Source organism: Kitasatospora sp. NPDC087314, assembly GCF_044744365.1.
GTDB lineage: Bacteria > Actinomycetota > Actinomycetes > Streptomycetales > Streptomycetaceae > Kitasatospora.
The window spans coordinates 46,126-67,007 of record NZ_JBIUYE010000002.1; the positions used below are offsets into that span (position 1 = coordinate 46,126).

The window sequence follows — 20,882 nt, forward strand, 5'->3', positions numbered from 1 at the left end:
GAACCCCCGGCCATCCGCCGCACCGGCCCCTCAGCACCCGACCCGGCTCGCCGCCGCCTGCCGCAGGTGGTCCAGCACCAGCCCGGTGGCCGGGATCCGCCGGTGCTCGCTCAGCACGTACGCGCTCACCTGCCGGCGCAGGTGCGGCTCGACGGCCCGCCCGGTGACCTTGCGGTGGCACATGAAGGAGAGCACCAGCGCGGGCATCAGCGCGATCCCGACCCCGGCGGCGACCAGGCTCTGCACCGCGAGGTTGTCGTCCGTCGAGAACACGATGTCCGGCGCGAAGCCCTCCTCCGCACAGACGTGCAGCAGATTGGCCCGGCAGCGCGGGCACCCGGCGATCCAGCGCTCGCCGTCGAGGTCGGAGAGCCGCACGGCGTGCCGGCGGCCGAGCGGGTGCCCGACCGGCAGCAGCACGGTGAGCAGGTCCTCCATCAGCGGGATCTCGTCCAGCCCGTCGGGCACCTCGGTCGCGGCGCCCGGGTAGCGGAAGGCCAGCGCGATGTCGCACTCCCCGCGCAGCAGGCGCTGGACGGAGTCCGGCGGCTCGGCCTCCAGCAGTTCGACCCGCACACCGGGGTGTTCGGCGAGCAGCCGGGCCATCGCCTCGGGTATCAGGGTGGCGTTGGCGCTGGGGAAGGCGCAGACCCGGACCCGCCCGGCACGCAGCCGGGCGAGCGCGGCGAGCTGCTGCTGGGCGGCGGAGAGGCTGCCGAGGATCACTTCGGCGTGCCGGGACAGCGCCTCGCCCGCCTCGGTGAGCCGCAGCCCGCGCCCGGCCCGGGTGAACAGCGCGACGCCGACGGTGCGTTCGAGCGCCTTCATCTGCTGGGTGATGGCGGGCTGGGTGTAGCCGAGTTCGCGGGCGGCGGCCGAGTAGGAACCGGCCCTCACGACCTCGTGGAACGTCCTGATGTGCCGCGAGTCGAACACCGGCTCCATTGCCCCTCCACCCGGTCGTCGTCGTCCAGCCTCCGCAATCATAAGAGGAAATTGGAGGTGCAGGGTCTATCCCCATCCGCACCTATGGTTCAGGATCGAACCAGCCTTCTCACTGCTGCGCGGCCGGCGGCAGCCCCATCGCCACCCCGGCCTCGACCACCGGCGCCCCGCCCCGCACGCTCGGGCTGCGCCGGCTGCGGCGCTCCACCCAGCGGGCGAGCCAGGAGAGCAGCAGGCACATGCCGATGTAGATCGGCGCGATCACGATCACCACCGGGATGAACGGCAGGTCGTAGTCGAGGTTGGTGGCGATCAGCTTGCCCGCGTGCAGGAACTCCTCGTACGTGATCAGGAAGCCGAGCGAGGTGTCCTTGAGCGCGACCACCAGCTGGCTGATGATGGCCGGCAGCATCGCCCGGTTGGCCTGCGGCACCAGCACGTACGTCATCACCTGGGTCTTGCGCATGCCGAGCGCGTAGGCCGCCTCGCGCTGTCCCTTGGGCACCGCGAGCACGCCAGCCCGGAAGACCTCGGCCAGCACCGAGCCGTTGTACAGCACCAGCCCGGTCACCAGCGCCCACAGCGGCTGCACCTTGAGCGCCACGAAGACGAAGAAGATCATCACCAGCAGCGGCATGGCCCGGAAGAACTCCACCACCAGCGTGGAGAGCCAGCGCACCACCCGGTGGTCGGACAGCCGGCCGGCCGCGAACAGCGCACCGAACGGCAGCGCGAACAGCACCGTCCAGCCGAAGGCCTTCAGGGTGTTGCCGAGCCCGCGCAGCAGCAGGTCCTGGACGCCCCGGTACTCGAAGGGCATCCACTTCTGGTACGTGAACTGGTGGGTGTGGAACAGCATGTAGACGATCCAGCCGATCAGCGCCGCGATCAGCAGCAGCGCGATCCCCCCGTACAGCCGGTGCCGGGCGAGCGCCTTCGGACCGGGGACGTCGTACAGTGCCGAGGCCTGAACGGTCATCGCGACACCGCCACTCGTCGTTCCAGCAGGTTGAAGACGGCGCTGATGGCCAGGGTGATGATCAGGTAGCCGACGGCGATCCAGACGAAGGTCCAGATGATGCTGTAGCCGAGCTCGTTGATGGTCCGGTAGGTGCCGAGCAGTTCGGTGACGCTGAACGAGCCGGCGATCGCCGAGTTCTTCGCCAGCGCGATCATCACACTGCCGATCGGTGCGACCACCGACCGATACGCCTGCGGCAGCACCACCACGCTCATCGTCTGCCCGAAGCTCATGCCCAGGCTGCGTGCCGCCTCGCCCTGCCCCGCCGGCACGGTGTTGATGCCCGAGCGCATCGACTCGCAGACGAAGGCCGAGGTGTAGCAGCCGAGCGCGGCCACCGCGAAGGTGAAGAACGGCAGCGTGATGTTGAAGCGCGGCAGGCCCAGCACCACGATGAAGAACAGCAGGGTCAGCGGCGTGTTGCGCAGCAGCGTCACCCACGCCGTCCCGAACACCCGTAGCGGCCGGACGGGCGAGACCCTGAAGCCCGCGATCAGCACTCCCAGCACCAGCGACAGCACGGCGCTCACCACGAAGAGCGCGAGCGTGCCGAGGAAGCCGTCCCAGTAGGTCGACCAGTTGTCGGTCAGCGTTCTCACAGCGCGGCCCTCTCAGTACCGGTCGATCGGCGGCGGCGTCGGTGCGGGCTCCCCCGAGAGGCCGAGGGTCGCGTCGTAGGCCTTCTTCCAGTCGCCGTTCTGCTCGTACCGCGCCAGCGCGTCGTCGATCGCGTACCGCAGCACGGTGTCGTTCTTCGGCGTCCCGATCCCGTACGGCTCCCGGGAGAACAGCGGGCCGACCACCTTGAGCTCGTCCGGCGCCTTGGCCGCGTAGCCCAGCAGGATCGCGTTGTCCGTGGTGACGGCGTCGACCTGGCCGGTGATCAGGTTGTCCACGCAGGCCGAGTAGGTGTCGTAGCCGATCAGGTGCGCCTTCGGGTACTGCGACTGGATGCGCTGGTACGGCGTCGAGCCGGCCGCCGAGCAGACCTTCTTTCCGTCCAGGTCCTGCGGGCCGTGGATGCTGGTGTTGTTCTTGCGCACCAGCAGCGACTGCCCGGCGATGAAGTAGGGCCCGGCGAAGCCGACCAGCTTCTTCCGGTTGTCGTTGATGGTGTAGGTGCCGACGTAGAAGTCCACCTGACCGTTCTGCAGCGCGGTCTCGCGGTTGGCCGAGGCGATGGTCTTGAACTGGATCCGGTCCGGCCCGAAGCCGAGGTCGGCGCCGACCATCTTGGCGATCTCGATGTCGAAGCCGGAGTACTCGCCGGTGGCCGGGTTCTTCTCGCCCAGGTACGGCTGGTCCTCCTTGGCGCCGACCACCAGGTAGCCCCGGCGCCGGGCGGCGTCCAGGGTCGGCGAGCCGGTGATCGAAGCGGCGTCCCGTACCTGGTAGCTGGGCAGCGCGCTCGCTTGCGGGCCCTTGGGCGGCGGGGTGCCGGCCTTGCCGCAGCCGGCGGCCAGCGCGGCGAGCAGCAGGGCGGCGGCGAGCAGCGTCCGGCCCGGGGCGGCGGGCGTGGTCTTCCTCGTCACGGCGCCGCCTCAGTGCTTCAGGATCTTGGACAGGAAGTCCCGGGCGCGCTCGCTCTCCGGGGCGCTGAAGAAGTCCTCCGGGGCGCGGTCCTCGACGATCCGGCCGTCGGCCATGAAGACCACCCGGTTGGCGGAGGCCCGGGCGAAGCCCATCTCGTGGGTGACCACGACCATCGTCATGCCCTCGCGTGCGAGCTGGCGCATGACGTCCAGCACCTCGTTGATCATCTCAGGGTCGAGCGCCGAGGTGGGCTCGTCGAACAGCAGCGCCTTCGGGTCCATCGCCAGCGCCCGGGCGATCGCCACCCGCTGCTGCTGGCCGCCGGAGAGCTGGGCCGGGTACTTGTCGGCCTGCGCCGCCAGCCCGACCCGCTCCAGCAGTGCGCGGGACTTGGTGTCCGCCTCCGCCCGGGGCCGGCCGCGGACCTTGATCTGCGCGAGCGAGACGTTCTGCAGCACGGTCTTGTGCGCGAACAGGTTGAAGGACTGGAACACCATGCCGACCTCGGCGCGCAGCCGGGCCAGCCCCTTGCCCTCCTCGGGCAGCGGCTCGCCGTCGATCAGGATGGTGCCGTCCTCGATCGGCTCCAGCCGGTTGATCGCCCGGCACAGCGTGGACTTGCCGGAGCCGGAGGGCCCGATGACCACGACGACCTCGCCACGGCCGACGGTCAGGTCGATGTCCTGCAGGACGTGCAGGTCGCCGAAGTGCTTGTTGACACCGCGCACCTCGATCAGCGGTGTGAAGGCCGGGGGCCCGGCCTGGGCCGACCCGGGAGCGCTGGTCACCGGCCGCGTCGCCCCTTCAGCAGCCAGCCCAGCGCACCGCCGGCGAGCAGCGTGGCCAGCAGTGCGATCCAGAGCGGCGCGGTGACGGTGAAGACCCAGAACTGGATCTTCACCGTGTCGAGGTTCGCGAACAGGAACCACACGGCGAGGACGACGAGGACGCCGATCCCGATGTACCGGGTGGGGATCCCACCGATCTCACTGCGTTTGGAGCCGGCCGAGCCGTCCGAAATCTTGGTCACCGGAGCAGTCTGCGGGCCGGGGCGCCGATTTGCCCGGTTACGCGCCCTTACGGGTCAGGGAGTAACCCGCACGGGGCAATCCGGCCCCGTGCGGGTTTAGCGCCCGCCCGGCCGATCCCCGCCCGACAGACCTGGGCAGGCCCGGACGGCACCGGCCCGCTACCGCTCGTCCCGCCAGGAGCGCCAGAGCGCCGCGTACGGGCCGCCGGCCGCCACCAGCTCCGGGTGGCTGCCGTACTCGCTGATCCGCCCGCCCTCGACCACCGCGATCACGTCCGCGTCGTGCGCGGTGTGCAGCCGGTGGGCGATGGCGATCACCGTGCGGCCCTCCAGCACCCGGGCGAGCGACCGCTCCAGGTGCCGGGCGGCGCGCGGATCCAGCAACGAGGTGGCCTCGTCCAGCACCAGGGTGTGCGGGTCGGCCAGCACCAAACGGGCCAGGGCCAGTTGCTGCGCCTGCGGCGGGGTCAATACGGTGCCGCCGGAGCCGACCTCGGTGTCGAGGCCGTGCGGCAGCGCGTCCACCCAGCCACCGGCGTCCACCGCGTCCAGCGCGGACCGCAGTTCGGTGTCCTCGGCCGTGGGTGACGCCAGCCGCAGGTTGTCCCGCAGGGTGCCGACGAACACGTGGTGTTCCTGGTTCACCAGGGCGACCTCGGCCCGCACCCGCTCGGCCGGCATCCGCGCCAACGCCGCGCCGCCGAGCGTCACGCTGCCGCGCCCGGGGGCGTAGATCCCGGCCAGCAGCCGCCCCAGCGTGGACTTGCCCGCGCCGGACGGCCCGACCAGCGCGACCCGGCTGCCCGGCGCGACGTCCAGGCTGATGCCGTGCAGGACGTCCGCGCCCTCGCGGTAGCCGAACCGGACCTCCCGGGCCTCGACCCGGCGGCCGTCCGGGCTGGCGCTCTCGTCGCCCTCGTGCTCGGGCACCTCGCGGACGCCGACCAGCCGGGCCAGCGAGGCCTGGCCGATCTGCAGCTCGTCGTACCAGCGCAGGATCAGGTCGACCGGGCCGGTCAGCATCTGCGCGTAGAGCACCCCGGTGGTCAACTGGCCGACGGTGATCCAGCCCTGGAGGGTGAACAGCCCGCCGAGCACCAGGGTGGCCAGCACCGCCGAGGAGTAGACCGCGTCGATGGTCGGGAACCAGACCGAGCGCAGCCACAGGGTGTAGCGCTCCCAGGCGAGCCATTCGCGCAGCTTGCGGTCCGTCAGCCCGATCCGCTGGTCGCCCAGGCGCAGCGTCTCGACCGTCCGCCCGGCGTCCACCGTCTCGGCCAGCACGGTGTTCACCGCGGCGTACCCGGCCGACTCGTTGCGGTAGGACTCCGGCGCGCGCCGGAAGTACCAGCGGGAGCTGACCAGCAGCAGCGGCAGCCCGATCAGCGAGGTGAGCGCGAGCAGCGGCGAGGTGACCAGCAGGGCGCCGATCACCAGCAGCAACGACACGACGGCGACGGCGAGTTCGGGCACCGCCTCGCGCACCGACTTGTCCAGCCGGTCGACGTCGGTGGTGCCCCGGGAGACCAGGTCCCCGGTGCCGGCCCGCTCCAGCACTCCGGTGGGCAGCGCGACCGAGCGGACCAGGAAGTCCTCACGCAGGTCGGCCAGCACCCGTTCGCCGAGGACCGCTCCGCGCATCCGGGACCAGCCGGTGAAGGCGGACTGCACCACCAGCGCCAGCAGGTACCAGCCGACCGCGACCGCGATGGCGCCCTCGGCGGTGCCGGTCGCCAGCGACTCGACCAGGCTGCCGAGCACCCAGGGCCCGACCAGCCCGGCCACGGTGGCCACCGAGTGCAGCGCCACCACCGCGGAGAACCCGACGCGGTGGCGCCGGGCGAGCAGGCGCAGGTACGCGCGCACGGCGGCCGGGGAGCCGACCGGCAGAGTGGTGGTCGGCCCCTGCTCCTGCTGGACGGGGGGCTTCATGACGTGCTCCTCAGCTGCGTGGAAAGACGGGCAGGACGGGCAGGACGGGCGGGACGGACAGGGCGGACACCGAACGTGCCCCTTCGGCCGCTCATACGGCCTCCCCCACCGGCGCCGGCTCCTCGTCGCGGGTGACCACGGCCCGGTAGGCGGGCTCGGTCCGCATCAGGTCGCGGTGCCGCCCCGCGACGGCCGCCCGGCCCTCGCGCAGCAGCACCACCCGGTCCGCCTGGTCGAGCAGCAGCGGGCTGGTCGCGAACACCACGGTGGTGCGACCGGCCCGGGTGTCCCGCAGCCCGGTCGCGATCCTCGACTCGGTGTGCGCGTCCACCGCGCTGGTCGGCTCGTCCAGCACGAGGACGGGCGGGTCGGCCACCAGCGCACGGGCCAGCGCGAGCCGCTGGCGCTGCCCGCCGGACAGCGAGCGCCCGCGCTCGGTGATCCGGGCGCGCATCGCGTCGCCCCCGCAGTCCGGTGAGCCGTCCACCAGGGCCTCCAGCACGTCGTCGGACCGGGCGGCGGCCAGCGCCTCGGCCACCGAGACCCGCCCCGAGGACGGGATGTCGAACAGCCCGGCCAGGGTGCCGGAGAGCAGCACCGGCTCCTTGTCGTGCACCAGCACCGCCGCCCTGGCCTCGGCCAGCGGCACCGTGTCCAGTTCGGTCCCGCCGAGCCGGACGGAGGGCTGCTCCTGCTCGCCCTCGGCCACCGGGACGTGCCCGCCGAGCCGCTCGGCGAGCGCCCCGGCGAAGTCCGGGTCCCCGCAGACGACCGCGGTCAGCTCACCGGCCCGCACGGTCAGCCCGGTCGCCGGGTCGAACAGGTCGGCGTGCCCGGGCCGGGTCAGCGAGGCCTCGGCCACGCCGTTGGTCCGTTCGAGTGAGAGCACCCGGACGGCGCGCCCGGCGGAGACCCGGGCGACGCTCCAGGCGTGCGCGGCCTCGCCCAGGATCCGCAGCGGCGCCGCGAGGAACGCGGTGGCGCCGTACACGGCGATCAGGGTGCCGACGGCGAGCTCTCCGGCGGCCGCCTGCCGGGCGCCGTACCAGGTGACCCCGACCACGAACAGGCCCGGCAGCAGCACCTGTTGGGCCTGCATCAGCGACCACAGCCGGGCCGAACGGACGGCCGCGGCCCGGACCTTCTGGGAGGCCGCCCGGTACCGCTCCAGGAAGAGCTCCTCGCCGCCGATGCCGCGCAGCACCCGCAGCCCGGCCACCGTGTCGGCGGCCAGCTCGGTGGCCTTGCCGCCGAGCGTGCGCTGCTGCTCGTACCGGCGCTCGAACGGCCCGATCAGCGGCCAGACGGCGACCGCCAGTACCGGGACGCCGAGCAGCACCCCGATCCCGAGCACCGGTTCGACCACCAGCACGGCCACGCTCACGGCCAGCCAGACGATCACCGCGGCCCGGACCCGGGCGACGAGCTCGACGTACCAGCCGATCCGTTCGACGTCCCCGCTGCCGACCGCGACGACCTCCCCGGTGGCGATCCGACGGGACAGCCCGGCACCCAGCCGCGAGGCCTGTCGGGCCACCAACTGCCGCACGTGGCAAGCGGCGTGGATCCAGTTCCAGACGGCCTGGCGGTGCAGCATCACGGCACCGAGCGCGGCCAGCACGGCGAGCGCCACCGCGAGGGCGCCGGCCTGCCAGATCCCGGCGGCCTCGCCGTCGACGGCGGCCTGCACGCCCCACCCGAGCGGTATCGGCAGCGCCGCCTGGCCGCCCATCTCCAGCAGCGCCCAGCAGGTGGCGGCCACCTGTCCGCGCCGTTGGCCGCGCTGCAGCCAGCGCAGGAAGGCCAGGGGTGAGGAGAGATCAGGACTGCCGGGGTCGGCCAGCGGCAGGGGGGTGAGCGGCATGACACTCCGATACGGGAGGGGGTGCGGGAGGGTGCGGACGAGGCGAAGGGGAGACGGCCATGAGGCGCAGGCGCGGGCGGCGCGGCGCGGCGGACCCGGCTCACTCGAAAGGCGGCGGGCACCGCGCGCGGCGGCTCGATCCGGCGCCGCCGACGCGCCCGGGGCGTCGGGCCGGACGGCCCGACGGGACGGCCAGGCTGACGGGCTGCCGGACGGGAACGGGAGGGCACGAACGGCCGGGATCTCAGGAGGTCATGGCCGCGAGCCTGCCAACTCCGATGTGATCCGCGCAACAGGTTTTTTCGACGCCCGGCCACCGATCCCCGCCCGGGAGGGCCTCCGGCCCCCCGCAAGATTCCCCCGAACGGCGGGAACAATCCCGCCCGGGCGCCAGTTGCCCCCTTCTGGAATCACACGGACAACCAGGAGGGCACCCCTTCCCGTGAGCAACATCCCCAGCGTCACCCTGAACGACGGCGCGCAGATCCCGCAGCTCGGCTTCGGCGTGTGGCAGGTCCCGGACGACGAGGCCACGGCCGCCGTCCGCAACGCGATCGAGGCGGGCTACCGCTCCATCGACACCGCCGCCATCTACGAGAACGAGGCCGGCACCGGCCAGGCGATCGCCGAGGCACTGGCCGGCGGCGTGGCCCGCGAGGACCTCTACATCACCACCAAGCTGTGGAACTCGGGCACCCGCGACTGGACCGGCGAGCAGGGCCGCGACGCCGTCCTGCGCGAGTTCGACGCGTCGCTGGCCAAGCTCGGCCTCGACTACATCGACCTCTACCTGATCCACTGGCCGCGCCCGATGCACGGCAGCTACCTGAACGTCTGGAAGGCGTTCGAGCAGCTGCGCGCGGACGGCCGGGTCAAGTCGGTCGGCGTCTCCAACTTCGGGCCCGAGCAGCTCACCCAACTGCTCGACGAGACCTCGGTCGTCCCGGTGCTGAACCAGGTCGAGCTGCACCCGTACTTCCCGCAGACCGAGCTGCGCGCCTTCCACGCCCAGCACGGCATCGCCACCGAGGCCTGGAGCCCGCTGGGCCAGGGCAAGGAGCTGCTCTCCGAGCCGGCGCTGGCGAAGATCGCCGAGAAGCACGGCCGCACGGTCGCCCAGGTCGTGCTCCGCTGGCACCTGCAGAGCGGCGTGATCGCGATCCCGAAGTCGGTCACCCCCGCCCGCATCCGGGAGAACCTGGACGTCGCCGGCTTCGAGCTGGACGCCGAGGACCTCGCCGCGATCGCCGGTGTCGCCACCGGCACGCGGATCGGTCCGGACCCGCAGGAGTTCGACTGGAACTGACGGCACCCGCCGTCCGACTTCTCTGACGAGCGGTCATATCGAAAGACCGCCCACCCCGAGCAGGGGTGGGCGGTCTTCGGCGTACCGCGATTCACCGACGCCAACTGCCGTACGCCGTCAGCACATCAGGCCCTCGACGCGCCGAGCCCTCGGCATGCCGAGCGCCCAGCACGCCAGACCTCGGCACAGGGCCGTCAGCGCATCAGGCCGTCAAGGCCGGGTCTTCCGTACGTTGGCGAATCGTTTTGGCTGGAGATCAAAGGGATCCGGCTAGAACCGCGCCGCCTTACCGATGAGCGCCAGCGCGGGCCCGTGCTCGTTCTCGTCCAGCGGGGCCAGCAGCAGCCGCTGAACCTCCGCCACTCCGGCCGCCGAGCGGTGCAGCAGGTCCTGCCCCGCCGGCGACAGCGACAGCAGGTTGCGGCGGCCGTCCGAGGGGTCGCGCCGGCGCTGCACCAGACCGCGGCGCACCAGCCTGCTCACCATCTCGGCCATCGTCGCCTTGTCCAGCGACGCCAGCTCACCGACCGTGCGCTGGTCGGCGCCCGGCTCCAGCTCCAGCGCGTCCAGCACCGCATACTGCGGCGCCGTCAGCTCCGCGCCGACATGCTCGGACCAGAGTTTCGTGTGCACCTGTTGGCTCACTCTGATCAGGTAGCCGATCGCCCGCTGCGCGTCCAGTATCGGCCGCGCGTCGGTGAAGACGGCGACCGCGGCGGGCTCCAGCCTGGCTATCTTGGCCATCACCCGCACGATCTCCACCTGCTCCTCCGCGGTGAGCGGCTCGAACAGGGTGCGCTGCACGCGGACCACACCGCCGGTGGCCTCACGCACCGCCTGGGCACCGCTCTGTGAGAGCGCGAGCAGTTTGCGCCGGCCGTCGGCCGGGTCACGCCTTCGCAGCACCAGGCCGCGGCGGACCAGCCGCGCGACCATCTCCGCCATCGTCGCCTTGTCCAGCGAGGCCCGCTCGCCGACCGTCCGCTGGTCGGCACCCGGCTCCAGGGCCAGGACCAGCAGTACGGCGAACTGCGGAGCCGTGAGATCGGCTCCGACATGCTCCGACCACAGCCTGGTGTGAACCTGCTGTGCAACGCGAATCAGGTGTCCGGGCGACTGCTGCAGTCGCGCGGACACGCGGGTCGTCGGGATCTCCCCCAGCACCATGTATCCGTCCCGATGTCACACCCGGTGTGTGTGGGACACCCGGGTGGGGCAGTAACGGCGAGTGGGCGTCCAGCTATGAGGGAGGGCGCTCCAGCCGTGCAGCCGGTGGCTGCTGGCGGACACTATACAAACGGCGGGCCCTTGCTGGCAGACAGGGGCGGATAGTAGACGCAGGTTCGGCAACATTGGCATATTTACGCGCCCGCCACGCCTTCGCGGTAACCCGTTCTCAGCAGAAAGCCGACCGGTCGGTCCTTACCGACCGTCACCCGCCGCGCTCCGACCCTGGTCGGCCCACCTACTCGCGGGTAGGGTGTGGCCACCCTCCCCGGGGCGCTCCCCGCGGAGGCAACCCCGAGAGAGACGAGAGCGAGCATGACCGAGCAGAGCACCGCCACCCGGGTCGCCGTCGTCACCGGCGCCGCGCGCGGTCTGGGCGCCGCCACCGCCGTGCGACTGGCCTCCGACGGCTACGCCGTGGCCGTCCTCGACCTGGACGAGGCCGCCGGGAAGGACACCGTCGACCGGATCACCGCGGCCGGCGGCCGGGCCCTGGCCGTGGGCGCCGACGTCTCGGACGCCGACCAGGTCCAGGCCGCCGTCGACCGCGTGGCCACCGAGCTCGGCGCCCCGGTCGTCCTGGTCAACAACGCGGGCGTCCTGCGCGACAACCTGCTCTTCAAGATGTCCGAGTCCGACTGGGACACGGTCATGAACGTGCACCTGCGCGGAGCCTTCCTGATGACCCGCGCGGTGCAGAAGCACATGGTGGACGCCGGTTTCGGCCGCATCGTCAACCTGTCCTCCTCGTCCGCCCAGGGCAACCGCGGTCAGGCCAACTACTCGGCCGCCAAGGCCGGACTGCAGGGCTTCACCAAGACTTTGGCCATCGAGCTGGGCAAGTTCGGCATCACCGCCAACGCCGTCGCCCCCGGCTTCATCGCCACCGACATGACCGCGGCCACCGCGGCCCGGGTCGGCATGGACTTCGAAGACTTCAAGCGGGCCGCGGCCTCACAGATCCCGGTCCAGCGGGTCGGTCTGCCCGAGGATGTCGCCCACACCATCTCGTTCCTGGCGAGCGAGGGCGCCGGGTTCGTCTCCGGGCAGGTGATCTACGTCGCGGGCGGCCCCCTCGACTGAGCACCGAACCTACACAGGGTTACCACGGAGTGGGAAGCCGGCCGAGCCGGCCTCCCGCTCCGTTTTCTTTACCGGGGCTTTTGCAGAATCATTCGAACACCACACTGGCATTCGATCCGAGAATCCCGGAAATCACTCCCCAGGCCGGACCACGTCCCATCAATTGTCGATTTCCCGGGAAAATGACAATTCCCTCCGAAATAGCCCCGGTCGGATGGGTAAGGTCACCCCCGTGCAAGCCCCGAGTACCCCCGCGCCCTTTCCGAACCAGGGGCCGGAGCCGCTCACCACCACCCACCGCGAGCGCCCGAGCCCCACGCAGGACCACCGCCGCGAGCCCGGCTGGCCGCCGATGAGCCGCCGGCAGGCCGCCCTGCTCGCCGTGACCTGCGTCGCCTACCTGCTGGTCGTGGCCGGTGTCCTGCTCAACACCGCCCTGGTCGACCTGGACTGGTCGGTCCGCCTGCTCCGCCCCTACGAACGCTGGCCCCGCCTGGAGCCGCTGCTCGACACCTGGGTGGTCGCCGGGCAGCGCGGCCCCTCCGCCATCGCCGCCTTCGTCTGGCTCGGCTGGCGCGCCCACCGGCTGGGGCGGCTGCGCCCGCTGCTGGTGATGGCCGTCGCCCTGCTGCTGCTCAACGTCACGGTCGGCGCGGTCAAGATCGTCACCGGTCGGCTCGGCCCGCACTACGCCCAGTACGTCGGCTCGCCCGAGCTCTTCTCCGGCGGCACCATCTTCCCGTCCGGCCACACCGCCAACGCGGTCGTCACCTGGGGCGTGCTCGCCTACCTCGCGGTCCGCTGGCGGCGCACCGGCGCGATGATCGCCGCCGCCACCGCCTGCTCGATCGGCCTGACCACCGTCTACCTGGGCACCCACTGGGTCACCGACGTGCTGGCCGGCTGGGCCGCCGGGCTGCTGGTGCTGCTCTCGCTGCCCCTGCTGGAGCCCCTGGTCGTCGCCGCCGAACAGCGGCTGGTCCGACGACGGGTCCACTGAGCCCGCCCGTCATGGCGACCGGTCGGGCGCTACCCCTCCCAGCTGCGCTCGACCACACCGTCGCGCACCGCGAGGTTGAGCCGGCCCTCCCGGTGGTCCATGGTCATCATCGCCCCCGGCTCCAGCACCCGGACGAACGCCCAACCGTGCCGCCGGGCCAGCTCCCGGGCCCGCTCGATCCGCAGCCCCGCATAGCCCTCCGCGTCCGCCGCCGCGTCCGACCCCGTCATCGCGTCTCTCCCCCACCCGCTCCCTCGGACGTACGCTGGAATCGTAGCCCCCACCCGCGCGGCACGGAGGTGAACGGCCATGCGCGCCACCACCCCGCGGCGGCGGTGGCGCAGCGGCACCGAGCCGTCCACCGCCCGCAGCGATCTCAAGCTCCGCTTCCTGCTCTCGCTCACCTTCACACCGCTGTTCGCGCTCGCGACGGCGGGCTTCGCGATCTGGGCGGCCGCCTCCCCCGCGTACGGCGCCCCCAGCCGGGGGACCCTCACCGGCTTCGCCGTCGCCTGCGGTCTGCTCACCCTGTTCGCCGCCGTCGATCTCGTCGTGGTCATCCGGCGCCGCCGGACCGAGCTCTGACGCGGTGTCTCCCACGGAGTGGGAAGTCGGCCGGACCGACTTCCCACTCCGTCAGCACGCCGTCAGCACGCCGGCAGCACTCCGCCGACGCTCCCGCACCGCGCCGTCAGCCCTCCCGACCACCGGGCAGCGGCGGTTCGGCACCGACACTCAGCGGCTGCCGACCGCCTGCTTCACCAGCGTCCGCCCGAAGTCCCACATCAGCCCGCTCCCCCGGTGCGCGTCGTCCATGATGTCGGTGAAGGCCTCGATGAAACGGTCCACGTCGCGCTCCGTGATGATCAGCGGCGGGATCAGCTTGATCACCTCCAGGTGGTCGCCGGACACCTGGGTCAGGATCCGGTGCCGCTGGAGCAGCGGGACGACCACCATCTGGGCGAACAGCCCCTTGCGCGCGGCCTGCAGGGCCGTCCACCCGGTGCGCAGCTTGAGCGACTTGGGCCGGCCGAACTCGATGCCGATCATCAGCCCCCGGCCGCGCACCTCGGCGAGCAGCTCGTACTGGTCGACCAGCGCGGCGAGCCGCTCACGGAAATGGTCGCCGACCTGGCGCGCGTTCTCCACCACCTTCTCGTCGCGCATCACCTCCAGGGTCGCCAGTCCGGCCGCCATCGCCTGGGCGTTGGCGCCGAAGCTGGCCGAGTGCACCAGCACCCGGTCCATCGAGGAGTACACCTTCTCGAAGATCCAGCCCTTGCCGAGCGTGGCCCCGACCGGCACGTACCCGCCGGAGAGTGCCTTGGCCGCGCAGACCAGGTCGGGCAGCACCCCCTCCTCGTGCTGGTAGGCGAAGAACTCGCCGGTGCGCCCGATCCCGGTCTGCACCTCGTCACAGATCAGCAGCGCCTTGTGCTCGTGCAGCAGGACCTGCGCCGCGCGCAGCCAGCCGGGCGGCGGCGCCTGGACGCCCTTGCCCTGGATCGGCTCGACGATCAGTGCCGCGACGTCGCCGCGCTTCAACTCCTTGGCCAGCGCGCCGAGGTCGCCGAGCGGGATGGCGGTGTCCGGCAGCAGCGGGTCGAAGCCCTTGCGGAAGCCGCTCTCCCCGTTGACCGAGAGCGAGCCGGTGGTCAGCCCGTGGAAGGCGTGGTCGGCGTAGAGGATCCGCCGGCGGCCGGTGGCGTACCGGGCGAACTTGAGCGCGGTCTCCACCGCCTCGGTGCCGCTGTTGCCGAAGAACACCCGGTCCAGCCCGGGCGCGTACGAGAGCAGCCGCTCGGCGAGCAGCCCGGGCAGCGGCGAGCAGTCGAAGCGGACCAGGTCCGGCAGGTCGAGGTCCATCACCTGCTGGATCGCCGACCGCACGACCGGGTGGTGGCGGCCGAGTGCGAAGATGCCGAAGCCGGCCAGCATGTCGAGGTACTCGTTGCCCTCGGCGTCGTAGAAGTACTGGCCCTTGGCGCGCTCGTAGTACTTGTCGAAGCCGATGGTGTGCAGCATCCGCGGCAGCTGCGGGTTGAGGTGGCGGCCGTGCAGTTCGTACCGCTCGGCGCCGCGTTCGGCGATCAGCGCGGCGAGGTCGAAACGGGCGGCGGTACGGTCGGGGTCAGCCGGCATGGCGCTGGTTCGCTCCTCGGGTCGGTAGCAGGTTCTTGGCGAAGACGGCGGTCTGGGCGGCGACCCCGGTGCCGGTCAGGCCGGTCTCCTCCAGGATCTCCCCGCGCGCGGCGTGGCCGAGGAACTCCTGCGGCAGGCCGAGCACCCGCACCGGCACGTCCACGTCGGCGTCACGCAGCGCCTGGGCGATGGCGGCGCCGACGCCGCCGGTGCGGCCGTTGTCCTCGACGGTGACGACCAGCCGGTGGGCGGCGGCCAGTTCCGGCAGGGCCGGGTCGACCGGCTTGACCCAGCGCGGGTCGACCACGGTCGCGGTGAAGCCCTCGGCGAGCAGCAGCCGGGCGGCGTCCAGGCAGGCGGCGGCGGTGGTGCCGACCGCCACCAGGAGGATCTCCGGCGCCCGCCCGGTGCGCAGCAGGACGTCCACCCCGCCGATCCGCTCGACGGCCGGCACCGTCGGACCGATGTTCGCCTTGGGGAAGCGGATCACGGTGGGGGCGTCGTCGACCTCGACGGCCTCGCGCAGCTGGGCCCGCAGCTGGTCGGCGTCGCGCGGGGCGGCCAGCCGCAGGCCCGGGACGACCTGCAGGATCGACATGTCCCACATGCCGTTGTGCGAGGCGCCGTCCGGCCCGGTGACCCCGGAGCGGTCGAGGACGAAGGTGACGCCGAGCCGGTGCAGGGCGACGTCCATCAGGACCTGGTCGAAGGCCCGGTTCAGGAAGGTCGCGTAGACCGCGACGACCGGGTGCAGACCGCCGGTGGCCAGACCGGCCGCGGAGGTGACGGCGTGCTGCTCGGCGATGCCGACGTCGAAGATGCGGTCCGGGAAGACCTTGGCGAAGCGGGCCAGTCCGACCGGTTGCAGCATCGCCGCGGTGATCGCCACCAGGTCCGGCCGCTCGTCGCCGAGCGCGACCAGCTCGTCGCCGAACACCGAGGTCCAGGAGACCCCGCCGCTGGGGGTGATCGGCAGGCAGGTGTACGGGTCGATCGGGTTGACGGCGTGGAAGCGGTCGGCCTCGTCCTGTTCGGCGGGCCGGTAGCCGCGCCCCTTGACGGTGAGGCAGTGCACGATGACGGGGCCGCCGAAGTTGCGCGCCTGGCGCAGCGCCTGCTCGACGGCGCCGATGTCGTGGCCGTCGATCGGCCCGAGGTACTTCAGCCCGAGGTCCTCGAACATGCCCTGCGGCGCGAAGGCGTCCTTGAAGCCCTTCTTGGCGCCGTGCAGCGCGTCGAAGATCGGCTGGCCGACCAGCGGGGTGCGCTGCAGCGCGCCCTTGCCGAGGGCGAGGAAGCGCTCGTAGCCCTGGGTGGTGCGCAGGGCGGCCAGGTGGTTGGCGAGGCCGCCGATGGTCTTGGCGTAGGAGCGCTCGTTGTCGTTGACGACGATGACCAGCGGCCGGTCGCGGGCCTCGGCGATGTTGTTGAGCGCCTCCCAGGCGAGCCCGCCGGTGAGCGCGCCGTCGCCGATCACCGCGACGATCCGCCGGTCGTGCTGGCCGAGCAGTTGGGCGGCCTTGGCGAGCCCGTCGGCGTAGGACAGGGCGGTGGAGGCGTGCGAGTTCTCGACCACGTCGTGTTCGGACTCCGCGCGCGAGGGGTAGCCGGAGAGCCCGCCCTTCATCCGCAGCCGGGAGAAGTCCTGGCGGCCGGTGAGGAGCTTGTGGACGTAGCTCTGGTGGCCGGTGTCGAAGACGATCCGGTCGTACGGGGAGTCGAAGACCCGGTGCAGGGCGATGGTCAGCTCCACCACGCCGAGGTTGGGTCCGAGGTGTCCGCCGGTGCGGGTGACGGCGCCGATCAGGAACTCGCGGATCTCCTCGGCGAGCAGCGGGAGTTCGGCGGCCGGGAGCTTTCGCAGCTCGGCCGGGGACGTGACGCTGGAGAGCAGTGACATGGGTACACCTCACGACTCGAAGTGGTGCGGTGGTGCCGCCGCCCGGCGGGGGCGGGGCCGGCCCGGGCGCGGGGCCCGGGCCGGGCGCGGTCGAACGACCCGCTCAGTGGCCGCGGTTGGCGCCGACGGTCTCGGTGATCGCGCGCAGCGACTCCTTGAGCGAGCCCATGGTGGCGAGTACGGCGGTCGGCTCGTAGCCGCAGTGCGCCATGCAGTTGGCGCAGCGCGGGTCCTTGCCGCGGCCGTACTTGCTCCAGTCGGTCTTCTCGACGAGTTCGCGGTAGGTGGGCACGTAGCCGTCGGCCATCAGGTAGCAGGGCCGCTGCCAGCCGAACAGCGAGTAGTTGGGGATGCCCCAGGGGGTGCACTCGAAGTCGGCCTTGCCCTCCAGGAAGTCCAGGAAGAGCGGGCTGTGGTTGAGCCGCCAGCGGCTCCGGTTGCCGCCGGCGAAGGCCTTGCGGAAGAGCTCCCGGGTCTGGTCGACCCCGAGGAAGTGCTCCTGGTCGGGGGCCTTCTCGTAGGCGTAGGCCGGGGAGATCATCATCTCGTCGACCTTGAGTTCGTCGTTGAGGAAGTCCAACACCTCGACGATGGTCTGCGGGGTGTCGGTGTTGAAGAAGGTGCTGTTCGTGGTGACCCGGAAGCCGCGCCGCTTGGCCTCCTTGATCGCCGCCACCGCCTCGTCGAAGGTGCCCTCCTTGGCCACCGACTCGTCGTGCCGCTCGCGCATGCCGTCGATGTGCACGGCGAAGGTGAAGTACGGCGAGGGCTTGAACTTGTCGATCTTCTTGCGCAGCAGCAGCGCGTTGGTGCAGAGGAAGACGTACTTGCGGCGCTCGACGAGCTGGCGGACGATCTCGTCGATCTGCGGGTGCATCAGCGGCTCGCCGCCCGCGATCGAGACCATCGGGGCACCCGACTCCAGGACCGCGCCGACCGCCTGGGCCACCGGCATCCGCTGCTTCAGGACGCCCGCCGGGTGCTGGATCTTGCCGCAGCCTTCACAGGCGAGGTTGCAGGCGAACAGCGGCTCCAGTTCGACGATCAGTGGGAACTTGTCCCGCCGTTTGAGCAGCTTCTGCTGCATGAGGTAGGTGCCGACCCGCACGGTCTGGCGCAACGGCATGGCCATGGCTAGCTCGCCTCCTGAGGGAGCGTCGAGGATGTGGGGTGGTTCAGGTCTGCGGAGCCGGGCCGGGACTCCTGCCGGTACCAGTCGACCAGGGCGGGTACCGTCGCCCGCAGGGTCCGCCAGGCGCGCACCCCGGCCGGGAGGGTGCCGGGCCGCAGCAGTTCGCGGTCGGGGGTGTCCACCACCACCCGCAGGACGGCGGCGGGCAGCGTCGGCCGCCGCTCCCGCAGCGCGGCCAGCACCGCGGCGGCCTCCATGTCGACGGCGAGCGCGCCCTGCAGGTGCAGGGCGCGCCGTTCGAGGCCGCGGACCACGTGGTCGGCGGTGTGGTGCACCCCGGCGTGTGCGGTCAGGCCGAGCTCCTTCAGGGCCCGGGCGAGCTCCGGTCCGGAGCCGACCGGGTACAGGTGCCCCTCCGCGTCGCGCACGCCGTCGGCGACCACGACGTCGCCCGGCAGCACGCCCGGGCCGACCGCGGCGCCGAAGCCGGCCACCACGACCGCGCCGTAGCCGCCCGGGGCGGAGTCGAGCAGCCGGCGGACGGCCAGCGCGGCGCGCCGCCGGCCCATGCCGGTGCGCACCAGCACCGGCGGCCCGCCGGCCGAGCCGCGCCAGTCGCCGCCGCGCAGCGCCCAGACCTCGGGACCCAGCGCGCAGAGCACCAGGAGGGGGGCGGTGGTCACCGCGCCGCCCCGATCACCGGGGTCTCGCCGTTCTCCCGACCGACGGCGGGGCTGCCGTGCAGGTAGCGGCCGAGCGCGGTGACCGGGAAGACCAGCCGGTACAGGTGGTAGTTGATGGAGAAGTCCCACGGGAACCCGGTGCCGGTGAACTGCGGCTCGTCCCAGGTGCCCTCGGGCAGCTGGGTGCGCACCAGCCAGTCCACCCCGCGCTCCACCGCCGGGTTGGCCCGGCCGTCCGGGCCCTCACCGGCCGCGAGCAGCGCCATCAGCGCCCAGGCGGTCTGCGAGGCGGTGGAGTCCCCGCGCCCGGCCCAGCGTGCCGGGTCGTCGTAGGAGCGCATGTCCTCGCCCCAGCCGCCGTCGGCGTTCTGCCGGTCCTCCAGCCAGCGGACGGCGCGGCGGATCGCCGGGTGCTCGTCCGGCACGCCCGCCGCGACCAGGGCGGGCAGCACCGAACCGGTGCCGTAGATGTAGTTGGTGCCCCAGCGGCCGAACCAGGAGCCGTCCGCCTCCTGGTTGCGCAGCAGCCACTCGACGCCGCGCCGGGTGCCCCGGTCGCGGGCCCGACCGGTCTCGGCGAGCATCTCCACCACGTGGGCGGTGACGTCGGCGGACGGCGGGTCGACCACCTCGCCGAAGTCGCAGAACGGCAGCTTGTTGGGCAGCGTGCTGGTGTTGTCGACGTCGAAGGCGCCCCAGGCGCCGTTCTTGGACTGCATGCCGAGGTTCCAGAGCACGCCGCGGTCCATCGCCGCGTCGACCTTGGCCTGGTCGGGGTGGGCGACCCGGCGCAGCGCGAGCACCACCTCGGCGGTGTCGTCGATGTCGGGGTAGGTGTCGTTCTCGAACTCGAAGGCCCAGCCGCCGGGGGCCAGCGAGGGCCGCTGGACGGACCAGTCGCCGCTCTTGCGGATCTCCTCGCCGAGCATCCAGTCGACGGCCGAGACCAGCGCCGGGTGGTCGGCCGGCAGCCCGGCGTCCACCAGCGCGATGGTGGCCAGGCAGGTGTCCCAGACCGGGGACTGGCAGGCCTCCAACCAGCGCCGGCCGTCCTCGGTGTGCACGGTGAAGCGGTCGAAGGAGGAGAGCCCGGCCTGCATCACCGGGTGCTCCAGCTCGTAGCCCTCCAGGTGCAGGGCGATCAGCGAGTAGACGGCGGGCGGCTGGATGCCTCCCCAGCAGCCGTCGGCCTCCTGCCGTTCGACGATCCAGCGGCAGGCCTGGGAGACGGCGAGCCGGCGCAGCGGGCGCACGGCGCGCCGGTGGTAGGCGTGCAGGACCTTGTCGAGGCGCTCGAAGAGGCCGTCCCAGCTGGTGGCGGGGGCGAGCGGCCGGTCGGGGTAGGGGTCGTCCGGGTCGGTGTGCAGCTCGGTGAGCGGGAAGGGCGCCGGACGGACGGGGCGGTGGGCCGAGACGACGGTCAGCGGGACGATGGTCTGGCGGGCCCAGCAGCCGAAGGCGTAGATGTTCAGCGGCAGCCACTTGGGCAGGAAGATGATCTCGGGCGGCATCTCGGGCAGCCGCTCCCACGGCCACCAGCCGAAGAGCGCGAGCCAGATCCGGGTGAAGACCCGGGCGGCCGCGATGCCCCCGGCGGAGCGGACGTACCGCGCGGCGGCCAGCATGTGCGGGGCGTCGGGGTCGTCGCCGGCGAGCTTGAGGGCGACGTACGCCTCGACGGTGGTGGACAGTTCGGGCGGCCCGCCGTGGAACGTGGCCCAGGTGCCGTCCTCCCGCTGCTGGGACCGGATCCATTCGGCGGTGGCCTTGGTCTGTTCCTCGGTCCGGATCCCGAGGAACTGCCGGAGCAGTAAGTCCTCGGCGTCCATGGTGACGTTGGTCTCCAGGTCACCCTTCCACCAGCCCTCGGAGCTCTGCAGCGAGAGCAGGTGCGTGGTGGCGCGGGCCAGGGCCTCCCGCGCGTCGGCCGGTCCGAGATCCGCCTCACCGGCCGGCCGGAGCCGGTCGGTGTCCTCGGGCTGCCACCGCCCGGCGCCCAGCAGGGTCGGGGGGCGGTCGCCCACCGCGACCGGCTCGGAATCGTACTCAGGGTCGAGCCGGCCGTCCGCGGTTGCTGTCAACGT

19 protein-coding genes are annotated in these 20,882 nt (G+C 72.3%); 4 read left to right on the top strand and 15 right to left on the bottom strand.

Features of this window, described 5'->3' with window-relative positions:
• Positions 1 to 30 precede the first annotated feature (30 nt).
• The 8 genes from ACIO5E_RS04110 to ACIO5E_RS04145 all read right to left on the bottom strand — a co-directional run bounded on the left by ACIO5E_RS04110 (position 31) and on the right by ACIO5E_RS04145 (position 8,325).
• Positions 31 to 936, bottom strand: a complete 906-nt coding sequence (locus ACIO5E_RS04110) for a LysR family transcriptional regulator (protein ID WP_280679764.1) — start codon at positions 934 to 936, stop codon at positions 31 to 33.
• A 118-nt stretch (positions 937 to 1,054) separates the two neighbouring features.
• On the bottom strand, positions 1,055 to 1,924 hold the full coding sequence (locus ACIO5E_RS04115; protein WP_400663571.1) for an amino acid ABC transporter permease: 870 nt from the start codon (positions 1,922 to 1,924) through the stop codon (positions 1,055 to 1,057).
• Positions 1,921 to 2,565 (bottom strand): amino acid ABC transporter permease, encoded by a 645-nt coding sequence (locus ACIO5E_RS04120; protein ID WP_400663573.1) that lies wholly within the window; start codon positions 2,563 to 2,565, stop codon positions 1,921 to 1,923. Before ACIO5E_RS04120 ends, ACIO5E_RS04115 begins: the two co-directional genes overlap by 4 nt.
• 12 nt (positions 2,566 to 2,577) lie before the next feature.
• On the bottom strand, positions 2,578 to 3,498 hold the full coding sequence (locus tag ACIO5E_RS04125; RefSeq protein ID WP_400663576.1) for a glutamate ABC transporter substrate-binding protein: 921 nt from the start codon (positions 3,496 to 3,498) through the stop codon (positions 2,578 to 2,580).
• 9 nt (positions 3,499 to 3,507) lie between these two features.
• Positions 3,508 to 4,236 carry an amino acid ABC transporter ATP-binding protein gene (locus tag ACIO5E_RS04130; protein ID WP_400664408.1) on the bottom strand — a complete coding sequence of 243 codons (729 nt, stop codon included), beginning with the start codon at positions 4,234 to 4,236 and terminating at the stop codon, positions 3,508 to 3,510.
• Positions 4,237 to 4,283: 47 nt separating this feature from the next.
• Complete coding sequence (locus tag ACIO5E_RS04135) at positions 4,284 to 4,529, bottom strand: LapA family protein (RefSeq protein WP_400663579.1); 246 nt, start codon at positions 4,527 to 4,529, stop codon at positions 4,284 to 4,286.
• Positions 4,530 to 4,688: 159 nt separating this feature from the next.
• Positions 4,689 to 6,461, bottom strand: a complete 1,773-nt coding sequence (locus ACIO5E_RS04140) for an ABC transporter ATP-binding protein (RefSeq protein ID WP_400663582.1) — start codon at positions 6,459 to 6,461, stop codon at positions 4,689 to 4,691.
• A gap of 91 nt (positions 6,462 to 6,552) precedes the next feature.
• Positions 6,553 to 8,325 (bottom strand): ABC transporter transmembrane domain-containing protein, encoded by a 1,773-nt coding sequence (locus ACIO5E_RS04145; protein WP_400663585.1) that lies wholly within the window; start codon positions 8,323 to 8,325, stop codon positions 6,553 to 6,555.
• Between the two features lie 442 nt (positions 8,326 to 8,767).
• On the opposite strand from ACIO5E_RS04145, the gene ACIO5E_RS04150 reads away from it, so the two are divergent.
• The gene (locus tag ACIO5E_RS04150; protein WP_400663587.1) at positions 8,768 to 9,631 is read left to right on the top strand and encodes an aldo/keto reductase; all 864 of its coding nucleotides are present in this window, start codon (positions 8,768 to 8,770) and stop codon (positions 9,629 to 9,631) included.
• Positions 9,632 to 9,901: 270 nt separating this feature from the next.
• On the opposite strand, the gene ACIO5E_RS04155 is transcribed toward ACIO5E_RS04150, so the two are convergent.
• A complete protein-coding gene (locus tag ACIO5E_RS04155; protein WP_400663589.1) occupies positions 9,902 to 10,798 on the bottom strand; it encodes a MarR family winged helix-turn-helix transcriptional regulator in 897 nt (298 codons plus the stop codon).
• Positions 10,799 to 11,173: 375 nt separating this feature from the next.
• Between ACIO5E_RS04155 and fabG the strand changes: the two genes are divergently transcribed.
• Complete coding sequence (gene fabG / locus ACIO5E_RS04160) at positions 11,174 to 11,941, top strand: 3-oxoacyl-ACP reductase FabG (RefSeq protein ID WP_400663592.1); 768 nt, start codon at positions 11,174 to 11,176, stop codon at positions 11,939 to 11,941.
• Between the two features lie 232 nt (positions 11,942 to 12,173).
• Positions 12,174 to 12,941 carry a phosphatase PAP2 family protein gene (locus ACIO5E_RS04165; RefSeq protein ID WP_400663594.1) on the top strand — a complete coding sequence of 256 codons (768 nt, stop codon included), beginning with the start codon at positions 12,174 to 12,176 and terminating at the stop codon, positions 12,939 to 12,941.
• Between the two features lie 29 nt (positions 12,942 to 12,970).
• Here ACIO5E_RS04165 and ACIO5E_RS04170 read toward each other — a convergent pair whose 3' ends face one another.
• Positions 12,971 to 13,171: an I78 family peptidase inhibitor gene (locus ACIO5E_RS04170; protein ID WP_280679644.1), complete on the bottom strand. Its 201-nt coding sequence runs from the start codon at positions 13,169 to 13,171 to the stop codon at positions 12,971 to 12,973.
• 79 nt (positions 13,172 to 13,250) lie between these two features.
• Between ACIO5E_RS04170 and ACIO5E_RS04175 the strand changes: the two genes are divergently transcribed.
• A complete protein-coding gene (locus tag ACIO5E_RS04175) occupies positions 13,251 to 13,526 on the top strand; it encodes a DUF6343 family protein (RefSeq protein ID WP_280679642.1) in 276 nt (91 codons plus the stop codon).
• Between the two features lie 150 nt (positions 13,527 to 13,676).
• Here the strand turns inward: ACIO5E_RS04175 and ACIO5E_RS04180 are convergent, their stop codons facing one another.
• The 5 genes from ACIO5E_RS04180 to shc form a co-directional block, all read right to left on the bottom strand.
• The gene (locus ACIO5E_RS04180) at positions 13,677 to 15,083 is read right to left on the bottom strand and encodes an aspartate aminotransferase family protein (protein WP_400663597.1); all 1,407 of its coding nucleotides are present in this window, start codon (positions 15,081 to 15,083) and stop codon (positions 13,677 to 13,679) included.
• Positions 15,073 to 16,983, bottom strand: coding sequence for a 1-deoxy-D-xylulose-5-phosphate synthase (gene dxs, locus ACIO5E_RS04185; protein ID WP_400663600.1), 1,911 nt, complete (start codon positions 16,981 to 16,983; stop codon positions 15,073 to 15,075). Before dxs ends, ACIO5E_RS04180 begins: the two co-directional genes overlap by 11 nt.
• 103 nt (positions 16,984 to 17,086) lie before the next feature.
• Positions 17,087 to 18,115 (bottom strand): adenosyl-hopene transferase HpnH, encoded by a 1,029-nt coding sequence (gene hpnH, locus ACIO5E_RS04190; RefSeq protein WP_400663603.1) that lies wholly within the window; start codon positions 18,113 to 18,115, stop codon positions 17,087 to 17,089.
• 2 nt (positions 18,116 to 18,117) lie between these two features.
• Positions 18,118 to 18,798, bottom strand: coding sequence for a 1-hydroxy-2-methyl-2-butenyl 4-diphosphate reductase (locus ACIO5E_RS04195; RefSeq protein WP_400663606.1), 681 nt, complete (start codon positions 18,796 to 18,798; stop codon positions 18,118 to 18,120).
• The gene (shc, locus tag ACIO5E_RS04200) at positions 18,795 to 20,879 is read right to left on the bottom strand and encodes a squalene--hopene cyclase (RefSeq protein ID WP_400663609.1); all 2,085 of its coding nucleotides are present in this window, start codon (positions 20,877 to 20,879) and stop codon (positions 18,795 to 18,797) included. Before shc ends, ACIO5E_RS04195 begins: the two co-directional genes overlap by 4 nt.
• Positions 20,880 to 20,882: the final 3 nt, after the last annotated feature.